The following is a 25759-nucleotide window of genomic DNA, read 5'->3' as shown; positions in this document are numbered from 1 at the left end:
GTTTAACCGCGCAGCGCGGCCAGATTGGCAGCATATCGCGCCGCGCCGCCGGCAAATGCGGCCGTACCCGCCACCAGTATATCGGCTCCAGCCAAAACCACTTGCGGCGCTGTTTCTATATTGATCCCGCCATCAACCTCAAGATCAATAACGCGCCCGCTGGCATCGATCATCGCCCGCAGCGCTTTAATTTTTTCAAGTTGGGAGTCGATAAAGGACTGCCCGCCAAATCCGGGATTCACCGACATCACCAGCACAAGATCGATATCACCCCAAAGGCCTTCGATCACGGACAAGGACGTCGCGGGATTAAGGGCCACGCCCGCCTTCTTGCCCAAGGCCTTAATGGTTTGAAGCGTGCGGTGCAGATGAGGGCCGCTTTCCGGATGCACCGTGATGATATCCGCGCCTGCCTTGGCAAAGGCCTCGATAAAGGGATCGGCTGGCGCAATCATAAGATGGACATCGAACAACTTGGCGGTGTGGGGACGCAGCGCCTGAACAACGGCAGGGCCGATGGTCAGGTTCGGAACGAAATGGCCATCCATCACATCGATATGGATCAAATCCGCGCCAGCCTTATCGATAGCGCGAACCTCCTCCCCCAAACAGGAAAAATCGGCAGAGAGAATGGACGGGGCAAGGCGCAGGGTTTGTTTCATGACAAGACCCTAAGGTCTAGCCCTATAAAAAACAAGAGCTTCTGTTCAAAAACACGAACTTAGGTTAATGACGAAGGAGAATGTCATAAAAATCGCCCGCCCCATGTGGGAGGGTGATTTTAAGGCGTTTGTTAACCTGATTTCGTAGCCGTGAAACAAAGGGGCTTTCAAAACATCTCTTATTGATCAAAAGGTGGGGCCTTAAGCTCTTTCAGAACTGTCGTCAGCGCAGCAAGATCAAGCGGTGCAACAAACCCTTGGATCTCGGCTTTTTGCGCTTCAGGCGAATCGGCCTTCACACCCAAAAGCACGGTCTTGAGCTTCTGTGTGATAGCAGGGTCGGCCCCCTCTTGCGCAAGGATCATCCATTCGGGATAAAGCGGCGTTGAATGCACTTCGGGGAAGGCATCCTTGACCTGATTGACGATCACGAAATCATCCATGCTGACCGCACCGCTTTTAACTAGCGCTTCCAAGATGCCCGTGCGGGCAAAGCCAGCATCGAATAAGCCAGCCTTCACCGCCAGAGCAATGCTATCCTGTTTTTTGGCAATGACAAAAGAGGCAAAATCCTTTTCCGGATTGATCCCCTTTTTCATCAGCTCATAAACCTGAAAAGTGTACGCGCCAGCCGAGTCCTTGGTATAGGACATGACTTTCTTGCCCTTCATGTCTTCAGGCTTCGTGATGCCGCTGGCCTTGTTGGCAAAGATGACTCCTCCAAACTCAGTTCCCTTTTTGGTGTTCATCGACACCAACGGTTGCGCCCTGTGTTTTTCGTGAATAACGACAGCGATCACGGGGTTGGTCACAAGATAATCAACTTTTTTATCGGTAAAAGCCTGAATAGCCGAGTCGATGTTGACAGGAAATAAAGTGACGGGTTCCCCTACTTCTTTTTCAAGATAGCGGATCATTTCAGCCCATTCCTCGCGGCATTTCAGCTCACCCCGATTAAAGGCAACGCCAAAATTAACCGCCGCCTGGGCGAAAGACGGTATCAGAAAAAGAGAGAGCGATAGTAAAAGGGCTGTTTTTTTTATGGAAAGAACCTCATTGGTTAAGGGACAGGAAGAAAACGACAAAAAGTGAAGGCGTCAGGATAGGATCGTTAAGTAAAGAAATTCTTATAGCCTATCTCCGATAAAGTGATCATAAAAAAAGAAAACAAACTGGATTCCCGCTTTGCCCTTTCGCCCGCCGCAAGCGCGGCGGGACGAGGGCGCGGGAATGACAGGATTTATGTTTTAATTTAACCCCTTACCGTCATCCCCGCGAAAGCGGGGATCCCGTTTTTTTGAATCATTTTATCTGACGTAGGCTACAACACACAATGGCAACCAATTGAATCGATTGCCAAAAAAACCACCCCCAACAAGGTTATGGGGGCTAAGCTCCTCTTTTTGTTAACCTTGCCACGAAAAAGCCATCAAGGCCACCCTTTTCTGGCCAGTGACAGGGCAGGCAGCGAACATCGCCTACGGGCGTCAAGAGGGCGCTGCTTTCCCCAATTTCTTCGGCCAGAATGGGATCGCGCCTGAATCGCGGGTGGCGTTCTAGGAAAGCCTCCACCTGCCCCTCGGCCTCTTCGGGCTGCAAGGAGCAGACGGCATAGATCATCGTGCCGTCTGCGGCCAAAACATCCGCCGCCACATGATCCAAAAGACGGCGCTGCAAATCGGCCATACGCGTTACATCCTCTGGCGTCTTAAGGCGCTGCACATCGGGATGACGGCGGATTGTGCCCGTCGCGCTGCACGGCGCATCCAAAAGAACATTATGCACCTTATCGCCCAGCTTGAGAGTCAACGCATCAGCGCAAAAAACAGCAGCTTCCAGCTTGGTTCGCGCCAGATTTTCATTCAGCCGTACAAGCCGCTTTTCCGAGCGATCCACCGCTGACACGCGCGCGCCGCGCGCGGCGAGTTGTAATGTTTTTCCACCCGGAGCGGCGCAAAGATCCATAACACGGTGGCCATCAATGTCCTTTAAAAGTGTGGCGGGAATCGCCGCAGCGGCATCTTGTACCCACCACGCGCCTTCCTCAAATCCTTCCAAATCCTGAATCGCGACGCCACCATCAAGGCGCAGGCTTCCCGTCGGCAGCAAGGTCGCACCAAGCTTTTTCGCCCAATCCTGCGGATCGCTTTTGACCGAAAGATCGGTCTGCGCTTCCCCTAAATGAGCCAGCGCGATTTCCCGCGCCAACGCTGTTCCATAAGCCTGCCGCCACGACAGCCAGAGCCAATCGGGCGTGTTAAGCCGCGCGGCATCTTGCGCCTTGACCATCGCTTCTCCCTCGCGGGTCAGGCGACGCAAAACGGCGTTGATCAAGCCTTTGTAAGGAAGGGTAGCACTGCCCGCCGCCGCAACCTCGACAATCGTATCGACGGCGGCGTGATGGGGCGTTCCCAAAAACAAGATTTGCGCCGCGCCAAGACGCAAAAGATCCATAACAATAGCTTTGACCTCTTGCGGTTTTTCAAGGCAAGCCTTAACCGCCGCGTCAATCTGTCCCAAGCGCCGGAGCGTGCAGGCCACAAGGGCGTGGACAAAAGCGCGGTCACGTTTTTCCAAGGCGGAGAGAGGCTCATGACGCGCCATAACTTCATCTAAGGCCTGCCCCTTTCGCAAAACCATTTGCAAAATATCAAAGGCAATAGCGCGGGAGGTGATTTCTGCTTTTTTCATAGGAATCCTTTAACATATATCCCTTCCGCTTCAAGAGTTGGGATAATTGAGCAAGATAGTCAAAAGAAAACGGGATCCCCGCTTTCGCGGGGATGACGCGAGTAGGATTAAAACAAAACAAAAACCCCGTCATGCCCGCGAAAGCGGGCATCCCGTTTGTTTTGTTCCAATGATCAACTCTTGACCTGTTTTGGATATACTTCCTTTTTATTCGCTAGGCGCAGGCCATTTACAAGGAATTTTGTTAAATTATGATAAAGGGGACGGCTTAAGAACCCTCTTCTTATTAAAATGGGGCATAAAATAAGAAAAAGGGACACTTGGTGTGTGTATTGGTGCGTTCAAGCTTCTGAAAATTAATTATAGATTCTTATTGCTTTCATCCTGTCGCCTCTCAATAATCATGGTCGAACATATTTTTTATAGGAGTTTTTTATGTCATGCAAAATTACCGCCGCCGGGAGGGCTTTTTTAACAGCCCTTATTACTGAGTCTCCTGACGAGGTTAGAGACATAGTCGACCAACTTGTTCCACCGACAAACATGGTTTCTGTCGGCGCATCCGTCACTTCGACAACCGCAGTCACTGAGAATTCGGTAAGAATCTCGGATTCGTATATCGGTAAAAAATATGGTAATGAAGAAGGTTTGTTCCTTGGCTACTTTGATTTGGGGAATGGCGTAGGCGAAAAACCCATCTTTGTTGTTGATCTAACAAATGATGATCTGACGTTCAATCAAACCGTGAAAATGACAGGTAATCTACAGAATGGATACGTTGCTGATCCGTATACCTATGATGCGAGACAGGGGTTGCGCAAAGGTAAAACGGTTATCGCACCGTTTGATATTGTATATGCAGCGTACGAAAAGAGAAACAAAGGCGCATTTAAGAAAATGTTTAAATATGCCGGATGGGTTTTAACCAGTTCGCCCCGTCCCGGCAGTCCTTTCGATGTACGGATCGTCGCTTTCAGGGGCGGGGACCGCGACTGGAGCCTTATAGACTTCAATCGTGCGCCTAGCCTCATGGTGCGTACGGCGTTAACCCTCTAGTTATTTAATCATTTTCTTTCTGTCCGCGCGGAGCGCGGTCGCACTTTTGGGGCTTTTGGAGTGGCGCTATGTCAACATTTGGAGGCTTTTCATGACAGACGCCTATTTTGGCCCTGCGGGCTGCACAGACACAGGCTATGCCTGTTTTCCCTATCTCATTTTAGGGGAGTTAAGTCCAGATGGCACTAGTGTGACGGTCAAAGAACCCTCTGAAATCAAAAAACAGTGGCCTTCGGTGGCCGCTGTTCTTGTAGCCCGTTGCGAGGATGATCAAAAACCACGCCACCTTACAAAAGCGGAAATTCTGACCTTCGTCGCCAAGAGCCACCCCAAAGCCGCAAAACCCCACGCTCCTAAAAGACCTCCCAAAAGAACCTTTGTGGCATGGCTTCGCAGTTTGATTGCCGGTTAAGTTAGGCCTTGCGATCCACGACAAAGCGGGCGACGTCCTCAAGGTTTTTGGCGCGGCCTTCGAAAATGCTAAGATGCTGAATAGCTTGCTCGGACAAAAGTTTCGCCTGATGACGAGCGCGGTCAGCGCCAAGGATGGTAACGAACGTCGCCTTGCCCGCCTTTTCATCGCGCCCTGTCGGCTTGCCCGTTTCCCCTGGTGTGCCTTCGGCATCCAAAAGATCGTCGATAATCTGAAACGCGAGGCCCAGATCATGCGCATAGGCACGAAGCGCCGCCAAATGCTGCTGTGAGGCCTTACCCAAAAGGCCGCCCAATTCGGTGGAGCAAGCAATCAACTCGCCCGTTTTCATGCGCTGCAAGCGCGTGATCGCGCCGATATCGAGCGCCGTCGTTTCGGCGATAAGGTCGAGCATCTGCCCCCCAATCATGCCATTCGCACCCGACGCCCGCGCCAGCGCCGACACCAACGCACAGCGCACATTGGGATCCTCATGCGTGCGGGGATCGGCCAGAATCTCAAACGCGATGGTCAGCAAGGCATCACCCGCCAACACGGCTGTCGCTTCATCAAATTTGATATGCACTGTCGGCTGGCCACGACGCAGCTCGGAATTGTCCATGGCGGGCAAATCATCATGCACCAAAGAATAGCAGTGCAGACATTCGATGGCCGCCGCCGCGCGAAGGGCACAATCTTCATCCACGCCGAAAATCTGCGCGGTGTTCAAGACGAGAAACGGACGCAAGCGCTTGCCGCCGCCAAGAACGCTGTAGCGCATGGCATCGAACAGTTTCTGTTCGGCAAACTCGGACTTGGGAAGGATACGCTCCATCGTTTCAACGACAGAAGACGCCGCATGAACCATGGCGGCAGAAAGGGAGGGGCTGATCGAAGGCATGGTGGTCTTTTCTCTTTTTCTTAAAACAAGCGGGTTAAAGGGGGGACGTTTTGACCGAGCCGTCATCCAGTACCGTGATGGACTCGATGCGCGTTTGCGCCTCTTGCAGCTTGGCCGCAAGATGGCGTTTAAGAAGCGCGCCGCGCTCATACGCGCCGATGGCGTCGTCAAGCTTGGCACGACCATCTTCAAGCTGGCGGACAAGTTTCTCTAACTCGGCCATCGCTTCTTCAAAGCTCATCGCCGCAATGTCGGGCGGCAAGGCAAGCCCCTGAGGATCGGTTGTTTTCGTCATGGGCGGGACTTTACGGGCTAAACCCGCAAAGCACAAGAGGGCGCAAACAGGAAAAAGGCAAGGGACAGCCCCGTTAAGAACCGTCCCTTGCTTTTTCTTAAACAATCAGCTTTTGAACCCCTTTTGTTTGAGGCCGTGCCTTACGGCAAGGCACGGTTATGTCAACGCCACCCTGTTTAACGGCCTGATTGACGGCACTGACAACGGCCTGAATCGACGCCGTGACGGTGTTGTCGTTAAGGCCCACACCGAAAAACGGAGCGGCCTGACCCTTCGCGGCCATCTCGACCCAAGCCAAGGCGGGCGCGTTAGACCCCTGCCCCAAAGAGCGCTCTTCATACACGCGAACATCGACGGGCAACGCCAAGGCATGAACAGCCGCATCAATCGGGCCATTGCCTTCGCCTTGGAATGTCATCTCTTGCCCTTTGACAGCGACCGTCAACGATACGCCCTGAAGCCCCGAATCCGGCGCGTCGCACAAGGTATGGCCGACATAGCGAACCACCGCGCGTGGGTCATTCAGGTATTCTTGATGGAAGATTTCCCAAATCCTTCGGGGATCGACCTCGGCCCCCGTGGCCTCGGCCTCCTTTTGAACGACAAGGCTAAAGGGCTTTTCCATCGCCTTGGGCAGCAGCACGCCGTAATGCGTTTCCAACTGATAGGCTACGCCCCCTTTGCCGGACTGACTGTTGACGCGAATGAGCTTGTCATAGCCATACCCGATGTCTTTGGGATCGATCAGCAAGTAGGGAACATCCCAAAAAGCCTTGGTCTCCATCGCCGCCAGCCCTTTTTTGATCGCGCCTTGGTGGGTTCCCGAATAGGCCGTAAAGACCAAGTCGCCCGCATAAGGATGGCGTGCATGCGTCGGGATCCCCGTACAGGATTCAACGAATTTTTTCGTCTCCTCCAAGTTCGAAAAATCCAGCTTGGGATCAACCCCTTGCCCATACAGATTCAAGGCCAGCGTGACCAAATCCATATTGCCTGTACGCTCCCCATTGCCCAGCAAACAGCCTTCGACGCGATCCGCGCCTGCCAACAGGCTCATTTCCGCCGCCGCCACAGCCGTCCCACGATCATTGTGGGTGTGCAAACTCAACACAGAGCTGTCGCGCTTTTCCAGATGGCTGCCCACCCATTCGATCATGTCCGCGTACTGGTTGGGGGAGCAAGCCTCAACCGTTGCCGGCAGATTCAAGATGACTTTGCGTTCAGGCGTTGCCCCCCAAACGTCAACGACGGCATTGCACACATCACAAATAAAGGGCATTTCCGTTTGCGAGAAAGCCTCTGGACTGAATTGCAGCACCCATTCCGTTTCGGGATGGCGGGCCACTTGCTCTTTAATGTAACGGACATGCGTGATCGCCATCTGCATGATTTCTGCTTTTGACTTTTTAAAAACAGTGTCACGGAATTGAGGCGACGTGCCGACAAATACATGGATGTTGGCACGTTTCGCCCCTGCCAAAGCCTCAATCGTTTTATCAATCTGCTCGGGGACAGCCGCGGTTAAGCCCCCGATGCAAACATCCCTGGGGATCAAATCCTGCTCGATCAACGTGCGCACAACCGCAAAATCAATCTCCGAGGCCGAAGGAAAACCGACCTCGATTTCCTTAAACCCTATCGCGCAGAGTCTTTCGAAAAAGGCCAGTTTTGTGACGACATCCATCGGCTTTTTAATGGCCTGATTGCCATCTCTTAAATCGCTGCTGGCCCAGATGGGAGCTTGGGTTATGATCTTATTCGGCCACGTCCTTTGAGGAAAGGGCATAGCCGCAAAGCGCCTATATTTCAGGCATGGCTGTTTCAACATGGCAATCACCGTTGCTGTTTAAAAAGGGAGTCCGATAGCTTGGGGGAAAGGAAGCCTTATGTGCGCGCTGAACGCGCAAGAAGCAGCGCCGCGAGGCTCAAAGAGAGCGCGGTGTTCATGGTGAAAGGGCTGCTTGGCTTCGTCATAAGAACAAGTATCCACAAAAACAGCCTTATTTCAAGGAGAAACTATTAGCTCTTTTGTATAAACCTATCCCAAGAATAGCGTCATCCCGCACGAAGTGACGCGTTAGCGGAACGTAGATGCGGGATGACGAAGGGGGCAACATGACGGCAGGGTTACCCAAAATATCTGTTTTTTGTTCACAAGACTATCGCGCTTTTAAAGGGGGACGGTTAGAATAGGCCCTATGAACAAGACCCGTCCTTCCACGCCCGCCGCCACGCGGCTTTATGCCGTCGGCGATATTCATGGCCGCCTAGACTTGCTCGACCGTCTTCTGGCGATGATCGAGGCGGACGCCACAAACCATGCGGACAAAAAGGGGAAGCTGATCTTCCTTGGCGACTATGTTGATCGCGGCCTTGACTCGCGCGGCGTGATTGAGCGCCTGACGGGCGGCTTTGCCGCAGGCCTTGCCCCCATCTTTTTGCGCGGCAACCATGACAACATGCTGCTGGATATGATCAAGGGCGATTTATCGGTCGCCCCCGTTTGGCTGCAATTAGGAGGCACGGCCACGGCGGCCAGTTATGGCCTAAGCGTTTTTGGAGGAGTCAAAGAAAACAAGATGGACGTGCTGCACAAAAGCCTTGTGGAAAAAGTGCCCCCCGCCCATCGCGCGTTTTTGGAAGATACGCTCTTCGCCGTAACTTATGGCGATTATTATTTCGTCCACGCGGGCGTGCGGGCGGGTATTTCATTGGAAAAGCAAAAGCCGCAGGATCAAATGTGGGTGCGCGGCGATTTTCTGGCCTCAACCGCCGACTTCGGCAAGGTCGTCGTGCATGGCCACACCATTAGTCCCGAACCTGACATCAGAGCTAACCGCGTCGGCATCGATACAGGAGCCTATGCCTCTGGCCACCTGACCTGCCTTATTTTGGATGGCACGGAGCGCACGTTTTTACAGACGTAATAACTACGCCCGCTCCGCCCTTCGCGTCTTAACCGAACATATACAACAACTTACCCTTGCGATGCTTGGCGCGACGCATAAGACGGCGTTTTTGCATAGAAGGCCTGCTTCCGGCGAGTTGCTTTTGCTCACCTGTTCCCAGATTCGATGAACCACCAACACAAACGGCTCCGAAGCCATTGCTGGTCGATCTTAAAAGCGATGGGATAATGACACTGCCATCATCTTGATCTTCAGAAACGCCACACTGTCTATTGTGCATCTTTCGAAGTTGTTCGCCGAAGACCTAAGAAGACGCCAATTGCGCGACGGCACAATTATACACGTGCCCTGAATTGACTCTATCATCCGCCAAACGCTCCGTTGCCTTGGCAATACTCTCGAATGTGTGGCCATCTTTTCTGTCCAATGTTCTCAAAGAAGCTTGCATCAGCTTACCCCAACGCTCGGCGAACCGCGTAATACCGCCTTTGTACATCGACTCTTTGTCGGATTGAACACGCGTTGCCCATGCCTTATTGTCGGTAATTTCAAGAGTGGTGCGATCAATAACGATCTGTGCTTTAGCCAACAGCTCTTTACGCGCTAGGCGCTTAGCTTCTTCTCGCTCCCGATCCCAGATTCCTTCAAGCGATTTATCGTAAGCCTCGCGTTCAGCTTGATAGAGCTTGCGGGCTTTAGCCTGTGCTTCATTCCTCTGCTGTACAATTTCTTGAGGACGGTCTTTCCCTTTAACCGTAATTGTTTCCCCGTTAAAATCAAACTGAACGGGTGCAAAGGCAAGTTCACGACTAAGCCAAATCGCGTTATCAATAGTCGAGGAAATCCTACATCCCATGCCAACGTTAGCCTTAATCATTTTGATCGGGTTTTTCCCATCCGATGAGCTAGGTGGGATAAGCGTTTTCTTTACAACATCACGCCCGTACCTTTGGAGTTCTGTCTTGTGCTTCTTGTTAAAATGCCCAAGAATACCATTCAGGCGGCCATTGCCGCCCGCACGATTTTGGTTATCAATCGCAACAATTTCGATTTCAGAAAAATTATTAAGAGCACTCATGTTTTTTCTCCGTTGGCAATAATTCAAACAAAACTGATTGAGGGAGGCACATTATCAAATTTTAGAGACAACTAAATACTTTCGTCACCCGTTAACCATAGAAGTTTTGTTAACTTCTCTCCGCCTTCAGCGGTCTTGCCAGAAGGCCCGCGATGACGTCGTCCACGCGCGCGCCTTTGTTCAAGATGGCGTCCACGGCCTGCACAATCGGCATATCCACGCCCTTAAGCTGCGCCAGCGCCGCCGCCGAGGCTGCCGTGGGCACGCCCTCAGCCACGCTTTTACGCTCGGCCAAAATGTCGGCCAGCTTGCGCCCCTGCCCCAAGGCCATGCCCAGCGACATATTGCGCGATTGCGTGGAGGAGCAGGTTAAAACCAGATCGCCAAGGCCCGACAGCCCCATCAGCGTTTCGGCCTTCGCGCCCAAGGCCGCGCCAAGACGCATCATCTCGGCAAGGCCGCGCGTGATCAGGGCGGCGCGAGCGTCTTCGCCCATGCCGCAACCCGATGCAATGCCCGTCGCCACGGCCAGCACATTCTTAATCGCGCCCCCTATTTGTGCGCCCAGCACATCCGCGCTGCCATAGGGGCGAAAGGTGCGAGAGCTAATCGCTTGGCACAGCGCCGCGCCCAACGCTTCGTCCTCACACGCCAACGTCACCGCCGTCGGCATGTCCTTGGCAACCTCAAGAGCAAAACTTGGCCCCGACAACACCGCGACGGGTTGCCCCGCCAGAGCCTCGCTCACCACGGTCGAAGGGAATTTCAGCGTGCCCATCTCTATGCCCTTGGAGCAAAGCACGATGGGGATGGAACGTGAAGCAGCAACGGCATCAAGTTGCGCACACACGCCCCGCGTATGCTGTACGGGCGTGACCAACAGCCACGCCTCGCACGCACCAAGCACGGCCAGATCGGCGGTGGCTTTCAGCTTTTCATCCAACGGCACGTTGGGCAGATAAACAGAATTTTCATGAGCGTTGTTGATGGCATCCACCACCTCGGCCTCACGCGCCCAAAGCGTCACGTCGCGCCCCGCGCGGATAAGCGCTTGCGCCAGCGCCGTGCCCCACGCGCCGCCACCGATCACGCCAAAATGCTGAAATTGAGTCATGCTGTTTCCTTTTTCATCTCATCCAGAGGCCACCGTGGCCGTGCGCGGAAATCAAGCCCGTCGGTAAGGCCAAGGCGCAAGCGCTCAAGCCCCGCCCATGCTATCATCACGCCGTTATCGGTACAAAGGGAAACCGGCGGCGCAAGAAAAGGCACGCCGTTTTCGGCGGCCAGCGCCGTGAGCGCCGTGCGAATGGCCTCGTTCGCCGCCACGCCGCCGCCCACCACAAGAGCCGTAACGGGCTGACTTAACTCTTTTTCGTCATCCCCGCGCCCTCGTCCCGCCGCTCTTGCGGCGGGCGAAAGGGCAAAGCGGGGATCCCGTTTACTTGTTAAAACAAACGGGACTCCCGCTTTCGCGGGAGTGACGGGATTGTTGTCGGATATCCCTTCCACCGCCTTAAACGCATGCCGTGTACGATCCACAAGGATCGCCGCAATCGCGGCCTGCAGGCTGGCGGCCATATTGGCCACAAAGGTTTCGGACAAAGGCTTGGGCGTTTTGTTGTCCCTAACACACGCGTCATCCCGCTGAAAAGCGGGATCCAGCGCCGAGCGTCCGCGAGGCAAAAGGCTCTCTTGCGCCGCGGACGCGGCGCAGCTGGATTCCGGCTTTCCCCCTACGCTGCTTCGCAGCTTCGGCGCGACAGGTCGCCGGAATGACGGTGTTGTTTTTGTTTCACACCATGCATCATCTTCTGACGATGGAATAATTTTTTTCTGCGCATCCACCGCCAGACGCACCGCCGTCTTTAGGCCGGAAAAAGAAAAGTCGCAGCCCTCGCGCCCCATCATCGGGCGCGGCAGATCAAAGGCCTTGGGATTGCCACCTGCCGCTGCTTTTTCTAAAAGAGGCCCGCCCGGATAGCCAAGGCCCAGCAGCTTCGCGCTTTTATCAAAGCACTCGCCCACCGCATCATCCAGCGTCGTGCCAAGGCGGCGAAAGCGCCCCACGCCCTCGGCGAGCGCAAGCTGGCAATGCCCGCCCGACACCAAAAGCAGCAGATAGGGAAACGGCACGTCATGCGTGAGCCGCGCGGTCAGCGCATGCGCCTCAAGATGATTGATCGCGATAAACGGCTTGCCCGACACGGCGGCCAAAGCCTTGCCCGTCATCGCGCCGACCATCACGCCACCGATAAGGCCCGGCCCGCACGTCGCCGCGATACCGTCAATTTGATCCAACGTCACGTTCGCATCCGACAAAGCGCGGCGCACGACCTCATCGATTTTGCCCAAGTGCGCACGCGCCGCGATTTCCGGCACGACGCCGCCATAGGGGCGATGCTCGTCAAACTGCGTCGCCACAACATGCGCCAGAACACGCGCCTGCCCCGCGCCCTGATCGGTCACGATGCCGCACGCCGTTTCATCACAACTGGTTTCTATGCCGAGAACGAGCAAATGGTTTCTCCCTTAAGACAACCTTTTCGCATAGCCTCCCCGCCTTGTCATCCCTATGCGAAAAGAAGGGAGCGTTATGGTTAATTTTTGGGTTGTTTCGAACCCAAAAAGGCATAGCGTTTCTGTGTGTTTTAAGGCAATTTGAGAGGGGGTAAATTCCTGCGCTAGGGTGGTAGCGGAAGGGTCAAGATAGCGCGTCCAGCACCCCTTAAAACGCCCGCAAAAGGCATTCTAAAGGACGGGTCTGGCCGACGTCGGTTCTTGGGGGTGAAAAAGGCGTTCAAAGGGAAGAAACTCAATCTCAAATTTCCGTCTTCCGTCATCCCAGAAAACTTTCTCTTCGCGCCTCCCGTCACGCCGTAGCAGCGAAGGCGGATGAATGTATTTTTTTCGTACGGGTATTATGGTAGTATACGGGAACATGTTTTTTAGCTAAAGACATTATGTCGATAGTTTTTACACGTGTCTGTCTGGATAAACCAACCCATTGCTTCGTGTTTTTACAAGAAATATAAGGCCAATCGCTTGTGACAATAAATTATAATGTTAAATCTTTTGTGTTTAAGCTCATCGCGCTTTCTTTGACGGCTGTTGCCTCAGGTTGCGCTGTCAAAGGCACAACAGTCATGGCGCCGAAGGCCCAAGCCGATCTCGCTGCGCAGATCCATGACATCGTCCTTATTTCCATGCCTAATGCCTTCTTTGGAAAAGTCTTTACAGACCTCACCGAAGGCACATTCACGTCCGTCGGCGCAAAAACAGTTGTCATCGGGAATGGTTCCGACCCACTCAGCTTAAAGGAAATTAAAGAAAGCTTAGAAAAACCTGACATTATTAATGACCACACCACGATCGTTATGATGGCTCATGGCGATATAATAAACGGCAAATTCGTTTTCTATAACGATGGGTACAACACCATGGACGGCGATATCTTTTATAAAACAGTCGCGCATGCGGCAAGGGGTAACCCTGTCGATCTGGTCGTTTTGCCTTGTCATTCAGGCTCTGGCCTTCCCAGCGCAAACGCGCTGCCCAAGGGATCAACCGTGGTGACGATGTCCTCCGCAAACGAAACCACATCACAATTCGACGTGGTATCCATGCTTCGAAATATGGAGGATAATCCAAAGGTATCAGGCACTCTTACGGCACGTGATTTTTATAACGCCTATACGGTTATCGCCGAAACAAAAAACACGCCTAACTTTCGTATTGTGGGAGAGGGGTATAAGGATGTGCGCCAAACCTTGGATCAGCATATTGGCAACCCTTTTAGCAACAACGAACGCGAACAAGTCTATCGGTCGGTTCAAGGGGTCATGTCTGCCAAGGAGGCCGATAAGGTTATGAATGAAATTGAAAAAGCTAAATCCATCAAGGCTGTTCAAGACAGGTACGGGTCTGCGCTAGCCATTATGCTCCCGCTGACCAAGCCGCAACCAGAACAGCCAAGCCTTCCCCCCGTACATTCCACAGGCTTTCTTGCCAGCGCTGCCCATTACTTTGCGCCGAGAATTCTTACTCAATGACGAGCGAACGGCCACGCCGTCTTCGCTTTCATTAAGCAGGCGCCTGTTGCCCTAACGCCCTACGGCATGGGCATGAAAATAGGCGTTTGGAAGGATAAAAGAGCCTTTTACGCCCCTCTCATCCGCCCCATCAGGCCGCGCACGGTATCCTGGATATCGGCGGGCAAAAGGATCGTTTTGGCATTTTGCGAGGTCGCCATTTTCTCCATCGAGCGAATGTATTTCTCGCCCAGCAAATAGGCGAGCGAGGTGTCGGCTCCGGCAGAGGCCTGCATGACCATTTGAATCGCCTTCGCCGAGGCATCGGCCAGAACAATCTGTGCCTCCGCATCGCGGCGCGAGGATTCCAGCCGCGCTTCCGCTTGCAAAATCGCGGCCTGCTTATCGCCTTCGGCCTTCGTCACCGTCGCCTTACGTTCGCGCTCGGCTGAGGCTTGCAGCTCCATCGCCTTTTGCATAGTAGGCGAAGGTTTGATGTCCTGAATCTCAACCGAGCGAACGGTCAGGCCCCAATCCAGAACCTCGTCGGCAATGGACTCGCGAAGGCGCGTCTTGATCTGATCGCGGGAGGACAGCGCTTGATCAAGTTCCATCTCGCCCACAATCGAACGCAACGTGGTCATAATCAGATAGCGGATCGCGCCCGCAAAATCGACGACGCCGTACACGGCCTTAACCGGATCGGTCACCTTCACAAAGGCAATCGCATTTGTCAGGATCACGGCGTTATCCTTCGTGATCACTTCCTGTTCCTGCACGTCAAGCAGCACGTCCTTGGTCACCACCCGTTGCGACACGCGGTCGATATAGGGGATCATGATGTTCAGGCCAGGCATAAAGGTTTCATTGTATTTGCCAAGGCGCTCGATAATCCACTCCTCGCCCTGCGGGACGATGCGGATACCCTTCGCCAACGTGACAAACACAAAAATGAAAAGCGCAATAACGAAAATCAGTGAGGGGTTCATGGCGGTTATCCTTCCAGTTTTTTGACAATGACAGAGTTACCTTCGACGCTTTCGACGCGCACGCGCGTGCCCGCGATGATTTCTTCGTCAGCCATGCAGTCCCACAGATCAGAGCCAACGATAGGTTTTTGGAAACGCACTTTGCCCGCTTTGAACGGCGCGACCCCTTCCGCGATCATGCCAATCTCGCCCACAAGGTTGGCCGAGGAACGGCCAATAAGGCTTTTATGGCTCCCGCGCCTGAAAACGCGGAACCAGAGCAGCATCATACCAATCGATGAGAGAGTCCAGACCAGCAATTGCGCGGCGAGAGAAAGCGAGGACAAAAGCAGCAGCGCGGCCATCACCAAAAAGCCGCCAAGACCAAACCAAATCAGGACAAAGGCGGGCAGCAAAAGCTCGGCCAGAATAAAGCCAAACCCGACAAGCGCCCAGTGCCACCAGAAAAGATCGATCATGCAAATGTCCTAAAAGTTCAGGGTTCAGGGAACGTCTTCCTTTCGTCATCCCGCGCGAAGCCTTGCGCGAAGCGCTAGGCGAAGATGCGGGACCCAGAGGACTGGGGACGATATTTAAAGGTGCTTACAGAATACAACAGCTTTCAACTGGGTCCCGTATCTACGCGATGCTCACGCATCTCTTCGTACGGGATGACGCTAAAAGGGTAGGGCTAGAATAAAACGGCAAGAAACACTTTCGCCGCAATCCATCCCTTCCACCCTTATGGTAAACAAATTGCCAAGAAAAGAAAGCCGGTATTTTATCCAAGATCAACCCAATCCTAACCTTTTCGCGCTATGATGGGGGCATAGTCGAGTTCAATGGATAATTCTCCGGCTTCGTGCCGGAAGGGAGGTTTAAGATGACAAGTTTATTTCACGGCGGAATCCAACCGGATTTCAAGCTGCCCTCAAAAACGCCCTTTCAACGCGCAGCGCGTGAGTTTGTTTCTCCCAGCTCCTCACAGCCTCATGCGGGCAAAAAAGGACAAAGGCTTAATCCAAAACAACTTCATATCTAAGCGTCATTCAGGCGGGAATCCCCGCCCTACCCGCCGCCGCAGCGATGACCTCCCTGCGGCGGTGTTTTTTTGCCCTCTTTTATTTTATTCTTCTTTGTTCTTCTTTTGCCCCCACGGAGCAAACCGCCTATCCTCTCTTTTATGAAAGTGATTCGCTGCATCTTGGGGATTGATCCGGGCCTGCGCCACACGGGATGGGGCGTGATCCGGCAAGAGGATAACCGCCTGTCCTTTCTGGCGGCGGGGCGGATTAATCCCGACCCGACCTTGCCGATGGCCGAGCGGCTTAAGGTTCTGGCGGAAGGGCTTAATCAAATCATCGCCGCCCATACGCCCGATGAGGCCGCGATTGAGGAAACCTTTGTCAACAAAAACGCGGCCTCGGCCCTTAAACTGGGGCAGGCGCGGGGCGCGGCCATGCTGACGGCGGCTTTGGCCGGGCTGGCCGTCGCCGAGTATTCCGCCAACACCATCAAACAAACGGTCACAGGCTTTGGCCACGCGGACAAAGGCCAGATTCAGGCGATGATCAACCTTCTTTTGCCCCAAACGGGGAAGTTAGTTCCTGACGCTGCCGATGCCCTTGCCATCGCCATTTGTCATGCGCATCATAAAAAGCATTCAGCATTTGGCATTCAGCATTTAGGGGAAGGCTCGCCCGCATGATCGGTAAACTGACAGGACGGATCGAAAGAATCGACGGCACGCACCTGATCCTTGACGTGCAGGGCGTTGGCTATTTGGTATCCGTCTCGGCGCACACGTTGCGCCTAGCGGGCGAGGTCGGCGACACCGCCGCGCTATGGATCGAGACGCAGGTGCGCGAGGACGCCATCAATCTCTTCGGCTTTGCCGAGGTGAATGAACAGGGTTGGTTCCGCCTCCTCACCACCGTGCAAGGCGTCGGCGCGAAAGTCGCGCTGGCCATCCTTGGCATCCTGTCCCCCGAACGGTTGATCGGCGCGATTGCCTCCGGCGACAAGACGGCACTGACCGCCGCCGATGGCGTGGGGCCAAAGCTAGGTCTTCGCATTGTAACCGAGCTAAAAGACAAGGTCGCCCATCTGGCGCTGCCCGCCTCACTGGGCGCATCGAAAGTCGCCGCCCTACCCCAAGGCGGCGTGGCCGACGATGCGCTTTCCGCGCTGCTCAACCTTGGCTATCGCCGAATGGAAGCCTTTGCCGCCGTCTCGGCCGCCTATGAAAAGCTGGGCGCGGACGCACGGATCGACGCGCTGATCCGCACCGCGCTGGCTGAACTGTCTAACAGGCAAGGAACCGCATGACATCCCCTCCCCCTGACCGCTTGATCACGCCGACACAAGTGCCGCATGAGGCCACCGCACACGATGTCGCGCTACGCCCCGATAAGCTGACCGACTTTATCGGACAGGAAACGTTGCGCGGCAATCTGCGCGTGTTTATCGACGCCGCCAAAGGACGCGGACAGGCGATGGATCACGTCCTGTTCTTTGGCCCGCCCGGCCTCGGCAAAACGACGCTGGCGCAAATCGTCGCACATGAGCTGGGCGTTGGCTTTCGCGGCACATCGGGGCCGGTGATCGCCCGCGCAGGCGACCTTGCCGCGCTGCTGACAAACCTGCAGCCCCACGACGTTCTGTTTATCGACGAGATTCACCGCCTCTCCCCCGCCGTTGAGGAAATTCTGTATCCTGCGATGGAGGACTTCCAGCTTGACCTGATGATCGGCGAGGGGCCTGCCGCCCGTTCGATCAAGATTGACCTTCCGCCCTTTACCCTTATCGGCGCGACGACGCGCAGCGGTTTGATCACGCGGCCTTTGCGTGAGCGCTTTGGCATTCCTTTGCGGCTGCAGTTTTATTCCGTCGAGGAATTAGCGCTCATCGTCAACCGCGCCGCCACCAAGCTGGCGCTGGCCATCACGCAAGACGGCGCGAATGAGATTGCCAAGCGCTCACGCGGCACGCCGCGCGTGGCGGGGCGCCTGTTGCGGCGCGTGCGCGATTTCGCCGCTGTGGCAAAGGCCACAGCCATCGATGCCGCGCTGGCCGACCAAGCGCTTATGCGCCTTGAGGTGGACGGGCGCGGCTTTGACGCGATGGACCGCCGCTATTTGAGCATGATTGCCGAGCATTACACAGGCGGCCCCGTGGGCGTTGAAACGCTCGCCGCCGCCCTGTCCGAACAGCGCGACGTGCTGGAGGAAGTGATTGAGCCCTACCTAATCCAGCAAGGACTCCTTCAACGCACGCCGCGTGGCCGCATGATGACTGAAACGGGGTACAAGCATCTGGGACTGACAGTGCCGAAGACAATCCAGACCAATCTTTTGTTTAGTGAAACTGAAGAAGAAGAATAGAAGAGGCCCGCCATGAAAAACCACTCTGCCATTTGGACCATTCTTATTGCCGTTGTAATTGCACTGGGCGTGCAGAATCTTTTGTTGCGACCAAGCCCTTCAACAACCGCCGCGTCCAAAGAATCCACCCTTGATCACGTTATGCGCACTAAGAAAATGCGGTGCGCTTATTGGATTTGGCCGTCGCTTATTGAACGCAATCCCAACACGGGCGCTATGAGCGGTGCGTTTGTCGATATTATCAACAAGGTGGGGGAGGCGTTGGGCGCGGAAATCGTGTGGCAACAGGAAGCGTCTTTCGACGACTTCGGTTCGCTTGCTAATTCCGACAAAGTCGATGCCGTTTGTGGTCCCCTTATTCCGGGGCCTTTTTTAAGGCCTCTGGCACACTTTGCCGCGCCTGTTTTGTATGCCAGTTTCGACATTTATGTTCGCCCGAAAGATAACCGGTTTAACGCCTCGCGCGATATTCTGAACAAACCAGATACGTCTATACTATCCTTGGATGGATCGGCGGCGCGGTATTTCGCTACGACACTTTTTCCCCAAGCCCATCACAACAGCCTGCCCGCGATACTGGGAGCAGGACAGGTTCTTATGGATGTAAAGAACGGCAAAGATGATGCAACCGTTTCTGAGCAACTAACAGCAACACGGTTTCTGGATTATAACCCTAATTCCCTGAAAAAGGTGAGCTGGGACAACAAGCCTCTTATTACACTTGGACTCACACTTTTCGGCACAAAAGTTGACGATATCGTTTGGGCAAATACCCTTGATAAAATCATCAGCGATTTATTGGATTTTGGCGTTGTTGAACAGATTTTGACAAAGAACGGCCTGATCGCCGGAAAACACTATCAGGCCATCGCGCGGCCTTATCAAGATGAACGAAAGGAAATTCGATGAAAAACCAATCTGCAATCTGGACTATCTTGATCTCCGTTGTGATCGCACTGGGCATCCAGAACTTTGCGCTGCGGCCCGCCACCACGGCAAGCGCGTCCAAAGAATCCGCGTATGATCGGGTGATGCGCACCAACACGCTGCGTTGCGCCTACGCCCTCTACCCGCCCTTTATCAGCAAAGACCCAAACACAGGCAAACTGGGCGGAATTGCACCCGCTCTTATGGCCGAGGTTGAAAAGGCCACAGGCCTTAATGTCGTATGGGGGCCGGAAATTGATTTTGGCGACATCACGCCGACACTTCAAACAGGCAAAGCCGACGCCTTTTGCACAGGCATGGCCATGACACCGGCACGCGGACGTGTTCTTCTTGGCTCAACCCCCTTCTCCTATGGAGCCATCGAAGCCTATGTTCGCAAAAACGATACGCGCTTTGACAATAATCCCGACAGCATCAATCGTCCCGACATCAAGATCGAAGTGAACATGGGCGACCTTTCGGAAGCCATCGCCAAGCGCTTTTTCCCCAAGGCCACACTTGTTTATCGCGGCACTGTAGGCGGCGAGGATCAGCTTTTCCTTGATGTCGCGATGAAGAAGGCTGACCTTACGATCAGCGGCCCCAGCAACCTGTCCCTCTACAATGAAAACAATAAGGCGACGGCGCTTCGACAAGTGCAGCTTATGCGCCCTCTTAATACCCTTTCGGGCGTCATCGCCGTGGGCATTCACGAAACGGCCTTAATGAACGTCATCAATGCGTCCTTGTATGATTTAATCGACAACGGCGTTGTCGACAGGATACTAAAAACGGAAACAGGCAAAGACTATGGGAAAGGCATCATTTCCCCTAAACCGAGAATCTAGGCGCCCCTTACGCCTTTACGAGGAAGGCACCCCACGCCCCCATCAAAACAAACGGAAGAAACTTTGATGAAACACCATTCAACTTTTGGGACTATCCTTCTCGCCGTTGTGATCGCACTGGGCATCCAAAACTTTGCGCTGCGCCCCGCCACCACGACAACCGCCGCGCCAAAAGAATCCGCGTATGAGAGAGTGATAAGAACCAACACGCTGCGGTGTGGTTACGTTGTTTGGCCACCCTTTATCGCGAAAGACCCGACAACGGGGATAATGTCAGGATTGTTCTATGATTACATGGCTGCGCTTGGGACAGCGCTTCACATCAAAATTGAGTGGGCGGAAGAAACGGGAACGGGAGATTTTCCGGTCGCTTTGGAAACAGGACGGATCGATGCCGAATGCGTTTCGGTCTGGCCTAATGCTTCACGGGCTCGACAGGTTGATTTTACAAACCCAATATATTTTATAGCCCAAGATATATACGTTCGTGCGGAGGACAAACGGTTCGACAACGACATTAAGACAATTAACGATCCATCAGTTACCATCATTGCGATTGATGGCGAAGTTGGTGGTATGGTCGCGACAAATGACTTTCCAAAAGCAAAAATGCTTCAGCTTTCACAAATGACCGCTCCATCAGATGCCTTCATGTCGCTGATAACGAAAAAGGCGGATGTTTTCATTACCGACCGCGCAACGGCCAAGATGTTCATGGATCACAATCCCAGAAAGATTCGCCGTGTGCTTGCGCAAGCCCCCCTTCGCGTGTTTGGCAACACTATTGCTCTTGCTCAAGGGCAGGATAAACTGCGCAGAATGCTGAATACGGCCACACAAGAACTGCTCGACAGCGGCCAGATTGAAAATATTCTATATCGGTATAAAGATGGAGCAGATTCGTTGTTACACGTTGCCCCCGCCTATAAATTAAGCCAACACTAACCATATGAAAAAACTCCCCCTCCCAAATCTCGTATTTGAACTCCCCCTGCGCGTCTATTATGAGGACACCGATGCGGGCGGGGTCGTGTACTATGCCCGCTATCTGGCCTTTGCCGAGCGGGCGCGGACGGAGTTTTTGCGGGTCGTCACGGGGCGGGAAGGCGCTTTGTGGACGGCGGATGATCCTCTTTTCGTCGTGCGACACCTTGAGGCGGACTACAAAGCCCCTGCTCGGCTTGATGATTGGCTAACCGTAACGACTTCTTTGGATCGTTTGGGCGGCGCGAGCCTGACCATGACCCAAAATATAAAGCGTGGCGAAGAAACCCTCGTTGCCATAAAAGTGACACTAGTTACCGTTACACATGACGGAAAGGTCTTGCGCTTGCCCCCCGATTGGCGGCAAAAGCTTGAGGGGTTTATGGGGTGATTTGAATCAATTTGCACAGTGTCATTCCCGCGCCCTCGTCCCGCCGCCTGTGCGGCGGGCGAAAAAAAGGGGGCGGGAATCCAGTGGGTTTAACACCTAAGTTAATTCCCCAGTCCTCTGGATCCCCGCTTTCGCGGGGATGACGAATTTCTAGTAATACGACAAGGAGCTAAAACCCGATGGACCCACAACCTATTGTTGATACCGTTAAACTGGCCGGATCGGTCGCGCCGCTTGATATGTCGCTGTTTGGCCTCTTTGGCCATTCGGATCTGGTCGGCAAAGCCGTGATGCTTGGCCTTTTGTGCATTTCCGTTTTCACTTGGGCTTTGATCTTTGACAAAATCTCAAAAATATCGCGTCTTAAAAACCGCGCCGAGTTTTTTGAAGAGCGTTTCTGGTCGGCTGGCTCCCTTGATATGCTGTACGAGAAAATCAAGCGCCCCGCCGATCCTATGCAGGCCGTTTTCGTCGCGGGCATGAAGGAATGGCGCAGCGCGAACGATAAGGGCCTCCTCGCCACGCCGCAAGGCCGCACCAGCATTCAAAACCGCATCGACCGCGTGCTGCAAGTCACCATCGGGCGCGAGATGGCGCTCATCGAAACATGGATGACCTTTTTGGCGTCCGTTAGCTCGGTCGCGCCGTTTATCGGTCTTTTCGGCACGGTTTGGGGCATAATGCGAAGCTTTATCGGCATCGCGGCGGCACAAAACACCAGCCTCGCCGTTGTCGCTCCCGGTATTGCCGAAGCCCTTTTGGCCACGGCCATCGGCCTTGTCGCCGCCATCCCCGCCACGGCAGCCTATAACAAGTTCTCAACCGAGATTGGTCGCTATGGCGCACGGCTTGAAAACTTCGCCAACGACTTTATGGCGACCCTGTCGCGCAACATGGAAGAAAACTAATGGCGGGCGGAACCATGCAATCTGGCGGAGGCGGCCACCGGCGCGGACGGCGCGGCGGCTATCGCCCCATGGCGGATATCAACGTCACGCCGCTTGTGGACGTGATGCTGGTTTTGCTGATCGTGTTTATGGTGACAGCGCCCTTGCTGACCGTCGCCGTTCCCGTGGATTTGCCCAAGGCGCAAGCGCAATCGGTGCGGCAGGATAAGGAGCCTTTGGTTATCTCTATCGACTCGAAAGGCAACGTGTACCTGCAGGAATCCAAGTCTGAGCTGGACGATCTGGTCGCCAAGCTGAAAGCCATTACAGGGTCCAATCCCGATGCCCGCATCTTTGTGCGCGGCGATAGGGGCGTCGCCTATGGCCGCATCATGGAAGTCATGGGAACCATCAACGCCGCTGGTTTTTCCAAGGTTGCCCTTGTCGCTGAGCTGCCCACGCCAGAGCCGACGAGGGGGAAGAAGAAATGAGAGATCAGAGTTCAGAGATCAGAGTTCAGAGCTCAGGGAATCAGCCATGTCGCACGCTTGGGATGGGGCACAAAAATCTAGCTGTCTGGAAAAGATCAATGGACTTTGTCGTCAAGGTCTATCGTCTGACGAAAACATTTCCTAAAGAAGAATTGTATTGTTTGACAAGCCAGATGCGTCGCGCGGCCATATCCATACCTTCCAATTTGGCCGAAGGCCACGCAAAAAGAACAACGCGAGAGTTTATCCGGTTTACAAATATCTCGTATGGTTCGGCGGCTGAACTTGAGACACAAATTATGATTGCAGAACAATTGGGTTATGCGCCGGAACACGATATATCTTGTTTGATAAGTGAACTCTCTGAAATCGAAAAAATGATTAACGGATTGCTCGCTGGTCTAGAAAAGAAGCTCTCTCCTTCCCTGAACTCTGAACTCTGAACTCTGTCCCCTGATGACCCGCCAAGAAAATCTACAAACACCAATCATTATCTCGACATCCTTGCATGTCGGGGCGATGCTTGTTTTGTATTTTGGCATCCCCAGCTTTTTCAAGCCGCCACCCGCGCCGCCGTGGCGGCCTGTTCCCGTCGATATCGTCGAGATTGGCGCGATTACCAACACCCGTATCAAGGACACTGAAGAGCAAGAGGCCGCGAAAACCGCGCCCCCCAAACCCGCGCCTGCGCCCGAAGTCAAGGAGCCAGAGCCGCCCAAGCCTGTGGAGCCGCCCAAGCCAGCCGCCAAGGATGTGCCTGCGCCTGATGATGCCGCCCTTCCCAAGCCTTCCACCAAGCCCACGCCGCCAACGCCGCCCAAGGAAGTTGCCAAGCAACAGCCGCAGGTGGATCCTTTGGCTAGCGTCTTGAAAAACGTCGCTAAATTAAAACCTGCGGCCCCCAAGACTGAGGATGCCCGCCCCGACGTCAAGAAAAACGATGGTGCGGCCCAGACAGGCGCGGCCAGCAACCAAGGCCCCGCGTTGTCCGACCGCCTGACGATCAGCCAAGAGGATTCTTTGCGCCGCCAAATCAGCGGGTGCTGGAACATGCCCATCGGCGCGCGTAACGCGCAAGAATTGATCGTTGAGGTCTTGATTGAAGTGAACGAGGATCGTACAGTCCGCACAGCTGAAGTGGTGGACAAGGTGCGCATGGCAACTGATTCACACTTCCGCGCCGCTGCCGAGGCCGCCATGCGCGCGCTTCATCATCCGAAATGCACGCCACTCGACCTACCGCCCGATCAATACGAGCAATGGAAAACCATCCGCTTTAATTTTGACCCAAGGGACATGTTATGACCATGAACAAAACCAACCGCGTTCTTGCTCTTTTCGCTTTCCTCCTACCGCTTCTGGCGGCCGCGCCCGCCAAGGCCGAGGTTCGCATCGACATCACGCGCGGCGTGGTGGAGCCCATCCCCATCGCCATCCCCGCCTTTTACGGCGCGGGCGGCAACGAAGCCCAGTTTGGCCGCGATATTGCCAAGGTGGTGTCGGCGGATTTGGTACGCTCTGGCCTTTTCTCTGCCGTTGATCCCAAATCCTTTATTCAGGATCGCGATTCCCTTTTGGTTGCGCCACGCTTTGCCGATTGGCGCGTTTTGAACGCTCAATCTCTTGTCGTCGGACGCATTGAGGCGCAAGCCGATGGCCGTTTGAAAGTCGAGTTCCGTCTGTGGGACGTTTTCGGCGAACAACAAATGACGGGTCTTGCCTATTTCACCATTCCCAACAACTGGCGGCGCGTCGCGCACATTGTCGCGGATGCGATCTATAAACGTATCACGGGCGAAGACGGTTACTTTGACACGCGCATCGTTTATATTGCGGAAAGCGGCCCCGGCACAGCCCGCGTTAAGCGTCTGGCCATCATGGATCAGGATGGCGAAAACCACCGCCTTCTCAGCGATGGTCGCGCCCTTGTCCTGACGCCGCGCTTCTCACCTACGCTTCAAGAAATCACCTATATGGCGTACTATAACAACCGCCCCCGCGTGTACCTGTTCAATATCGATAGCGGACGGCAGGAAGTCTTGGGCGATTTCGAGAACATGACCTTTGCCCCGCGCTTTGCGCCCGGTGGCAATAAGGTGATCTTCTCGCTGTCGAAGGGGGGCAACTCGGACATCTACACGATGGATTTGCGCTCGCGCAAAACCACGCAGCTGACAAGCCACCCGTCCATCAATACGGGGCCAAGCTATGCCCCCGATGGCAACCGCATTACCTTTGAATCGGATCGCGGCGGCAGCCAGCAAATCTACACGATGTCGGCAAACGGCAGCGACGTGAAGCGCATCAGCTTTGGCGAGGGCCGTTATGCCACGCCGGTCTGGTCGCCTCGCGGTGATTTGATCGCCTTCACCAAGCAGCATGGAGGCCGCTTCTATATCGGCGTCATGCGCCCCGATGGAACGGGCGAGCGCTTGCTGACCGAGGCCTATCACGTCGAAGGCCCCACATGGGCCCCCAACGGCCGCGTCTTGATGTACTTCAAGGATCTGCCAACAGGGCCGGGGGGACGCGGCAAGAGCGCCAAGCTCTATAGCATTGATCTGACGGGCTATAATGAGCGCGAGGTTCCCACGCCGATGGATGCCTCTGACCCCGCTTGGTCACCGCTGATTCCGTAAGGAATCATCTTTTGTAAAAAGAAAAAGCCGTCCCTTAAAAGAGGGGCGGCTTTTTCTTTTAAGGCACAATTGTGGCAGAGCACACAGCCTTGTGCCACAATTCAGGCATTTCTGCCACTTTCTGTGGCGATTTGGCCACTCACTCTTAGCGGTTTATTCTTTATTTCCTAATCAAGAAACACGCCCCTTGATTCCCGCGACCCCAAGAG

Annotated in this window: 29 protein-coding genes; 17 read left to right on the top strand and 12 right to left on the bottom strand. The window is 54.4% G+C overall.

Annotation, left to right across the window (positions count from 1 at the left end):
* Window positions 1-2: 2 nt before the first annotated feature.
* From rpe to WC612_04855, 3 genes are all read right to left on the bottom strand, one after another.
* A complete protein-coding gene (rpe, locus tag WC612_04865) occupies window positions 3-662 on the bottom strand; it encodes a ribulose-phosphate 3-epimerase (GenBank protein MFA6280102.1) in 660 nt (219 codons plus the stop codon).
* A 179-nt stretch (window positions 663-841) separates the two neighbouring features.
* Window positions 842-1747: a PhnD/SsuA/transferrin family substrate-binding protein gene (locus tag WC612_04860; protein ID MFA6280101.1), complete on the bottom strand. Its 906-nt coding sequence runs from the start codon at window positions 1745-1747 to the stop codon at window positions 842-844.
* A 304-nt stretch (window positions 1748-2051) separates the two neighbouring features.
* Complete coding sequence (locus WC612_04855) at window positions 2052-3353, bottom strand: transcription antitermination factor NusB (protein ID MFA6280100.1); 1302 nt, start codon at window positions 3351-3353, stop codon at window positions 2052-2054.
* 435 nt (window positions 3354-3788) lie between these two features.
* On the opposite strand from WC612_04855, the gene WC612_04850 reads away from it, so the two are divergent.
* Both WC612_04850 and WC612_04845 read left to right on the top strand, forming a co-directional pair.
* On the top strand, window positions 3789-4409 hold the full coding sequence (locus tag WC612_04850; protein ID MFA6280099.1) for a hypothetical protein: 621 nt from the start codon (window positions 3789-3791) through the stop codon (window positions 4407-4409).
* A 91-nt stretch (window positions 4410-4500) separates the two neighbouring features.
* Window positions 4501-4821, top strand: coding sequence for a hypothetical protein (locus WC612_04845; GenBank protein MFA6280098.1), 321 nt, complete (start codon window positions 4501-4503; stop codon window positions 4819-4821).
* 1 nt (window position 4822) lies between these two features.
* Here WC612_04845 and WC612_04840 read toward each other — a convergent pair whose 3' ends face one another.
* The 3 genes from WC612_04840 to WC612_04830 all read right to left on the bottom strand — a co-directional run bounded on the left by WC612_04840 (window position 4823) and on the right by WC612_04830 (window position 7845).
* A complete protein-coding gene (locus tag WC612_04840) occupies window positions 4823-5722 on the bottom strand; it encodes a polyprenyl synthetase family protein (protein ID MFA6280097.1) in 900 nt (299 codons plus the stop codon).
* 34 nt (window positions 5723-5756) lie between these two features.
* Window positions 5757-6017, bottom strand: coding sequence for an exodeoxyribonuclease VII small subunit (locus WC612_04835; GenBank protein ID MFA6280096.1), 261 nt, complete (start codon window positions 6015-6017; stop codon window positions 5757-5759).
* A gap of 97 nt (window positions 6018-6114) precedes the next feature.
* Window positions 6115-7845, bottom strand: a complete 1731-nt coding sequence (locus WC612_04830; GenBank protein ID MFA6280095.1) for a 2-isopropylmalate synthase — start codon at window positions 7843-7845, stop codon at window positions 6115-6117.
* 370 nt (window positions 7846-8215) lie between these two features.
* Here WC612_04830 and WC612_04825 point away from each other — a divergent pair, with 370 nt between their 5' ends.
* Entirely contained in the window at window positions 8216-8944 is a 729-nt protein-coding gene (locus tag WC612_04825; GenBank protein MFA6280094.1) for a metallophosphoesterase, read from the top strand.
* 28 nt (window positions 8945-8972) lie between these two features.
* Here the strand turns inward: WC612_04825 and WC612_04820 are convergent, their stop codons facing one another.
* The 4 genes from WC612_04820 to tsaD all read right to left on the bottom strand — a co-directional run bounded on the left by WC612_04820 (window position 8973) and on the right by tsaD (window position 12521).
* On the bottom strand, window positions 8973-9206 hold the full coding sequence (locus WC612_04820) for a hypothetical protein (GenBank protein ID MFA6280093.1): 234 nt from the start codon (window positions 9204-9206) through the stop codon (window positions 8973-8975).
* A 24-nt stretch (window positions 9207-9230) separates the two neighbouring features.
* The gene (locus WC612_04815) at window positions 9231-10004 is read right to left on the bottom strand and encodes a hypothetical protein (protein MFA6280092.1); all 774 of its coding nucleotides are present in this window, start codon (window positions 10002-10004) and stop codon (window positions 9231-9233) included.
* Between the two features lie 109 nt (window positions 10005-10113).
* Window positions 10114-11118 carry an NAD(P)H-dependent glycerol-3-phosphate dehydrogenase gene (locus WC612_04810; GenBank protein MFA6280091.1) on the bottom strand — a complete coding sequence of 335 codons (1005 nt, stop codon included), beginning with the start codon at window positions 11116-11118 and terminating at the stop codon, window positions 10114-10116.
* Window positions 11115-12521 carry a tRNA (adenosine(37)-N6)-threonylcarbamoyltransferase complex transferase subunit TsaD gene (tsaD, locus tag WC612_04805; protein MFA6280090.1) on the bottom strand — a complete coding sequence of 469 codons (1407 nt, stop codon included), beginning with the start codon at window positions 12519-12521 and terminating at the stop codon, window positions 11115-11117. The genes WC612_04810 and tsaD overlap by 4 nt, the downstream gene beginning before the upstream one ends.
* A 527-nt stretch (window positions 12522-13048) precedes the next feature.
* Between tsaD and WC612_04800 the strand changes: the two genes are divergently transcribed.
* Window positions 13049-14053 (top strand): hypothetical protein, encoded by a 1005-nt coding sequence (locus tag WC612_04800; protein ID MFA6280089.1) that lies wholly within the window; start codon window positions 13049-13051, stop codon window positions 14051-14053.
* 107 nt (window positions 14054-14160) lie between these two features.
* On the opposite strand, the gene WC612_04795 is transcribed toward WC612_04800, so the two are convergent.
* Entirely contained in the window at window positions 14161-15021 is an 861-nt protein-coding gene (locus WC612_04795) for an SPFH domain-containing protein (GenBank protein MFA6280088.1), read from the bottom strand.
* A 5-nt stretch (window positions 15022-15026) separates the two neighbouring features.
* Window positions 15027-15479 (bottom strand): NfeD family protein, encoded by a 453-nt coding sequence (locus WC612_04790; GenBank protein ID MFA6280087.1) that lies wholly within the window; start codon window positions 15477-15479, stop codon window positions 15027-15029.
* A 404-nt stretch (window positions 15480-15883) separates the two neighbouring features.
* Between WC612_04790 and WC612_04785 the strand changes: the two genes are divergently transcribed.
* The 13 genes from WC612_04785 (at window position 15884) to tolB (ending at window position 25550) form a co-directional block, all read left to right on the top strand.
* Entirely contained in the window at window positions 15884-16042 is a 159-nt protein-coding gene (locus WC612_04785) for a hypothetical protein (GenBank protein MFA6280086.1), read from the top strand.
* 141 nt (window positions 16043-16183) lie between these two features.
* A complete protein-coding gene (gene ruvC / locus WC612_04780) occupies window positions 16184-16708 on the top strand; it encodes a crossover junction endodeoxyribonuclease RuvC (protein MFA6280085.1) in 525 nt (174 codons plus the stop codon).
* Window positions 16705-17328, top strand: coding sequence for a Holliday junction branch migration protein RuvA (gene ruvA / locus WC612_04775; GenBank protein ID MFA6280084.1), 624 nt, complete (start codon window positions 16705-16707; stop codon window positions 17326-17328). The genes ruvC and ruvA overlap by 4 nt, the downstream gene beginning before the upstream one ends.
* Entirely contained in the window at window positions 17325-18383 is a 1059-nt protein-coding gene (ruvB, locus tag WC612_04770; protein ID MFA6280083.1) for a Holliday junction branch migration DNA helicase RuvB, read from the top strand. The genes ruvA and ruvB overlap by 4 nt, the downstream gene beginning before the upstream one ends.
* A gap of 12 nt (window positions 18384-18395) precedes the next feature.
* Window positions 18396-19292, top strand: a complete 897-nt coding sequence (locus WC612_04765) for a transporter substrate-binding domain-containing protein (protein ID MFA6280082.1) — start codon at window positions 18396-18398, stop codon at window positions 19290-19292.
* A complete protein-coding gene (locus WC612_04760; protein MFA6280081.1) occupies window positions 19289-20158 on the top strand; it encodes a transporter substrate-binding domain-containing protein in 870 nt (289 codons plus the stop codon). The genes WC612_04765 and WC612_04760 overlap by 4 nt, the downstream gene beginning before the upstream one ends.
* A 66-nt stretch (window positions 20159-20224) precedes the next feature.
* The gene (locus tag WC612_04755) at window positions 20225-21103 is read left to right on the top strand and encodes a transporter substrate-binding domain-containing protein (GenBank protein MFA6280080.1); all 879 of its coding nucleotides are present in this window, start codon (window positions 20225-20227) and stop codon (window positions 21101-21103) included.
* A 4-nt stretch (window positions 21104-21107) separates the two neighbouring features.
* The gene (ybgC, locus tag WC612_04750) at window positions 21108-21533 is read left to right on the top strand and encodes a tol-pal system-associated acyl-CoA thioesterase (GenBank protein MFA6280079.1); all 426 of its coding nucleotides are present in this window, start codon (window positions 21108-21110) and stop codon (window positions 21531-21533) included.
* Between the two features lie 179 nt (window positions 21534-21712).
* A complete protein-coding gene (tolQ, locus tag WC612_04745; protein ID MFA6280078.1) occupies window positions 21713-22441 on the top strand; it encodes a protein TolQ in 729 nt (242 codons plus the stop codon).
* A gap of 14 nt (window positions 22442-22455) precedes the next feature.
* Window positions 22456-22911 (top strand): protein TolR, encoded by a 456-nt coding sequence (gene tolR / locus WC612_04740; protein ID MFA6280077.1) that lies wholly within the window; start codon window positions 22456-22458, stop codon window positions 22909-22911.
* Window positions 22908-23354 (top strand): four helix bundle protein, encoded by a 447-nt coding sequence (locus WC612_04735; protein MFA6280076.1) that lies wholly within the window; start codon window positions 22908-22910, stop codon window positions 23352-23354. The genes tolR and WC612_04735 overlap by 4 nt, the downstream gene beginning before the upstream one ends.
* A 13-nt stretch (window positions 23355-23367) precedes the next feature.
* Window positions 23368-24216, top strand: coding sequence for a hypothetical protein (locus WC612_04730; protein MFA6280075.1), 849 nt, complete (start codon window positions 23368-23370; stop codon window positions 24214-24216).
* Window positions 24213-25550, top strand: coding sequence for a Tol-Pal system beta propeller repeat protein TolB (tolB, locus tag WC612_04725; GenBank protein ID MFA6280074.1), 1338 nt, complete (start codon window positions 24213-24215; stop codon window positions 25548-25550). Before WC612_04730 ends, tolB begins: the two co-directional genes overlap by 4 nt.
* Window positions 25551-25759: the final 209 nt, after the last annotated feature.

The sequence above is a fragment of the Bdellovibrionales bacterium genome (assembly GCA_041662785.1).
Lineage (GTDB): Bacteria > Pseudomonadota > Alphaproteobacteria > UBA9219 > UBA9219 > UBA8914.
The sequence above is the reverse complement of the archived record's forward strand: the minus strand, read 5'-3'. Positions and strand labels throughout refer to the sequence as shown.

Coding starts and splice junctions, on each gene's coding strand:
- rpe (MFA6280102.1), bottom strand. CDS start 662: ATGAAACAAACCCTGCGCCTTGCCCCGTCCATTCTCTCTGCCGATTTT.
- WC612_04855 (MFA6280100.1), bottom strand. CDS start 3,353: ATGAAAAAAGCAGAAATCACCTCCCGCGCTATTGCCTTTGATATTTTG.
- WC612_04850 (MFA6280099.1), top strand. CDS start 3,789: ATGTCATGCAAAATTACCGCCGCCGGGAGGGCTTTTTTAACAGCCCTT.
- WC612_04845 (MFA6280098.1), top strand. CDS start 4,501: ATGACAGACGCCTATTTTGGCCCTGCGGGCTGCACAGACACAGGCTAT.
- WC612_04840 (MFA6280097.1), bottom strand. CDS start 5,722: ATGCCTTCGATCAGCCCCTCCCTTTCTGCCGCCATGGTTCATGCGGCG.
- WC612_04835 (MFA6280096.1), bottom strand. CDS start 6,017: ATGACGAAAACAACCGATCCTCAGGGGCTTGCCTTGCCGCCCGACATT.
- WC612_04830 (MFA6280095.1), bottom strand. CDS start 7,845: ATGTTGAAACAGCCATGCCTGAAATATAGGCGCTTTGCGGCTATGCCC.
- WC612_04825 (MFA6280094.1), top strand. CDS start 8,216: ATGAACAAGACCCGTCCTTCCACGCCCGCCGCCACGCGGCTTTATGCC.
- WC612_04820 (MFA6280093.1), bottom strand. CDS start 9,206: ATGCACAATAGACAGTGTGGCGTTTCTGAAGATCAAGATGATGGCAGT.
- WC612_04815 (MFA6280092.1), bottom strand. CDS start 10,004: ATGAGTGCTCTTAATAATTTTTCTGAAATCGAAATTGTTGCGATTGAT.
- WC612_04810 (MFA6280091.1), bottom strand. CDS start 11,118: ATGACTCAATTTCAGCATTTTGGCGTGATCGGTGGCGGCGCGTGGGGC.
- WC612_04795 (MFA6280088.1), bottom strand. CDS start 15,021: ATGAACCCCTCACTGATTTTCGTTATTGCGCTTTTCATTTTTGTGTTT.
- WC612_04790 (MFA6280087.1), bottom strand. CDS start 15,479: ATGATCGATCTTTTCTGGTGGCACTGGGCGCTTGTCGGGTTTGGCTTT.
- WC612_04785 (MFA6280086.1), top strand. CDS start 15,884: ATGACAAGTTTATTTCACGGCGGAATCCAACCGGATTTCAAGCTGCCC.
- ruvC (MFA6280085.1), top strand. CDS start 16,184: ATGAAAGTGATTCGCTGCATCTTGGGGATTGATCCGGGCCTGCGCCAC.
- ruvA (MFA6280084.1), top strand. CDS start 16,705: ATGATCGGTAAACTGACAGGACGGATCGAAAGAATCGACGGCACGCAC.
- ruvB (MFA6280083.1), top strand. CDS start 17,325: ATGACATCCCCTCCCCCTGACCGCTTGATCACGCCGACACAAGTGCCG.
- WC612_04765 (MFA6280082.1), top strand. CDS start 18,396: ATGAAAAACCACTCTGCCATTTGGACCATTCTTATTGCCGTTGTAATT.
- WC612_04760 (MFA6280081.1), top strand. CDS start 19,289: ATGAAAAACCAATCTGCAATCTGGACTATCTTGATCTCCGTTGTGATC.
- WC612_04755 (MFA6280080.1), top strand. CDS start 20,225: ATGAAACACCATTCAACTTTTGGGACTATCCTTCTCGCCGTTGTGATC.
- ybgC (MFA6280079.1), top strand. CDS start 21,108: ATGAAAAAACTCCCCCTCCCAAATCTCGTATTTGAACTCCCCCTGCGC.
- tolQ (MFA6280078.1), top strand. CDS start 21,713: ATGGACCCACAACCTATTGTTGATACCGTTAAACTGGCCGGATCGGTC.
- tolR (MFA6280077.1), top strand. CDS start 22,456: ATGCAATCTGGCGGAGGCGGCCACCGGCGCGGACGGCGCGGCGGCTAT.
- WC612_04735 (MFA6280076.1), top strand. CDS start 22,908: ATGAGAGATCAGAGTTCAGAGATCAGAGTTCAGAGCTCAGGGAATCAG.
- WC612_04730 (MFA6280075.1), top strand. CDS start 23,368: ATGACCCGCCAAGAAAATCTACAAACACCAATCATTATCTCGACATCC.
- tolB (MFA6280074.1), top strand. CDS start 24,213: ATGACCATGAACAAAACCAACCGCGTTCTTGCTCTTTTCGCTTTCCTC.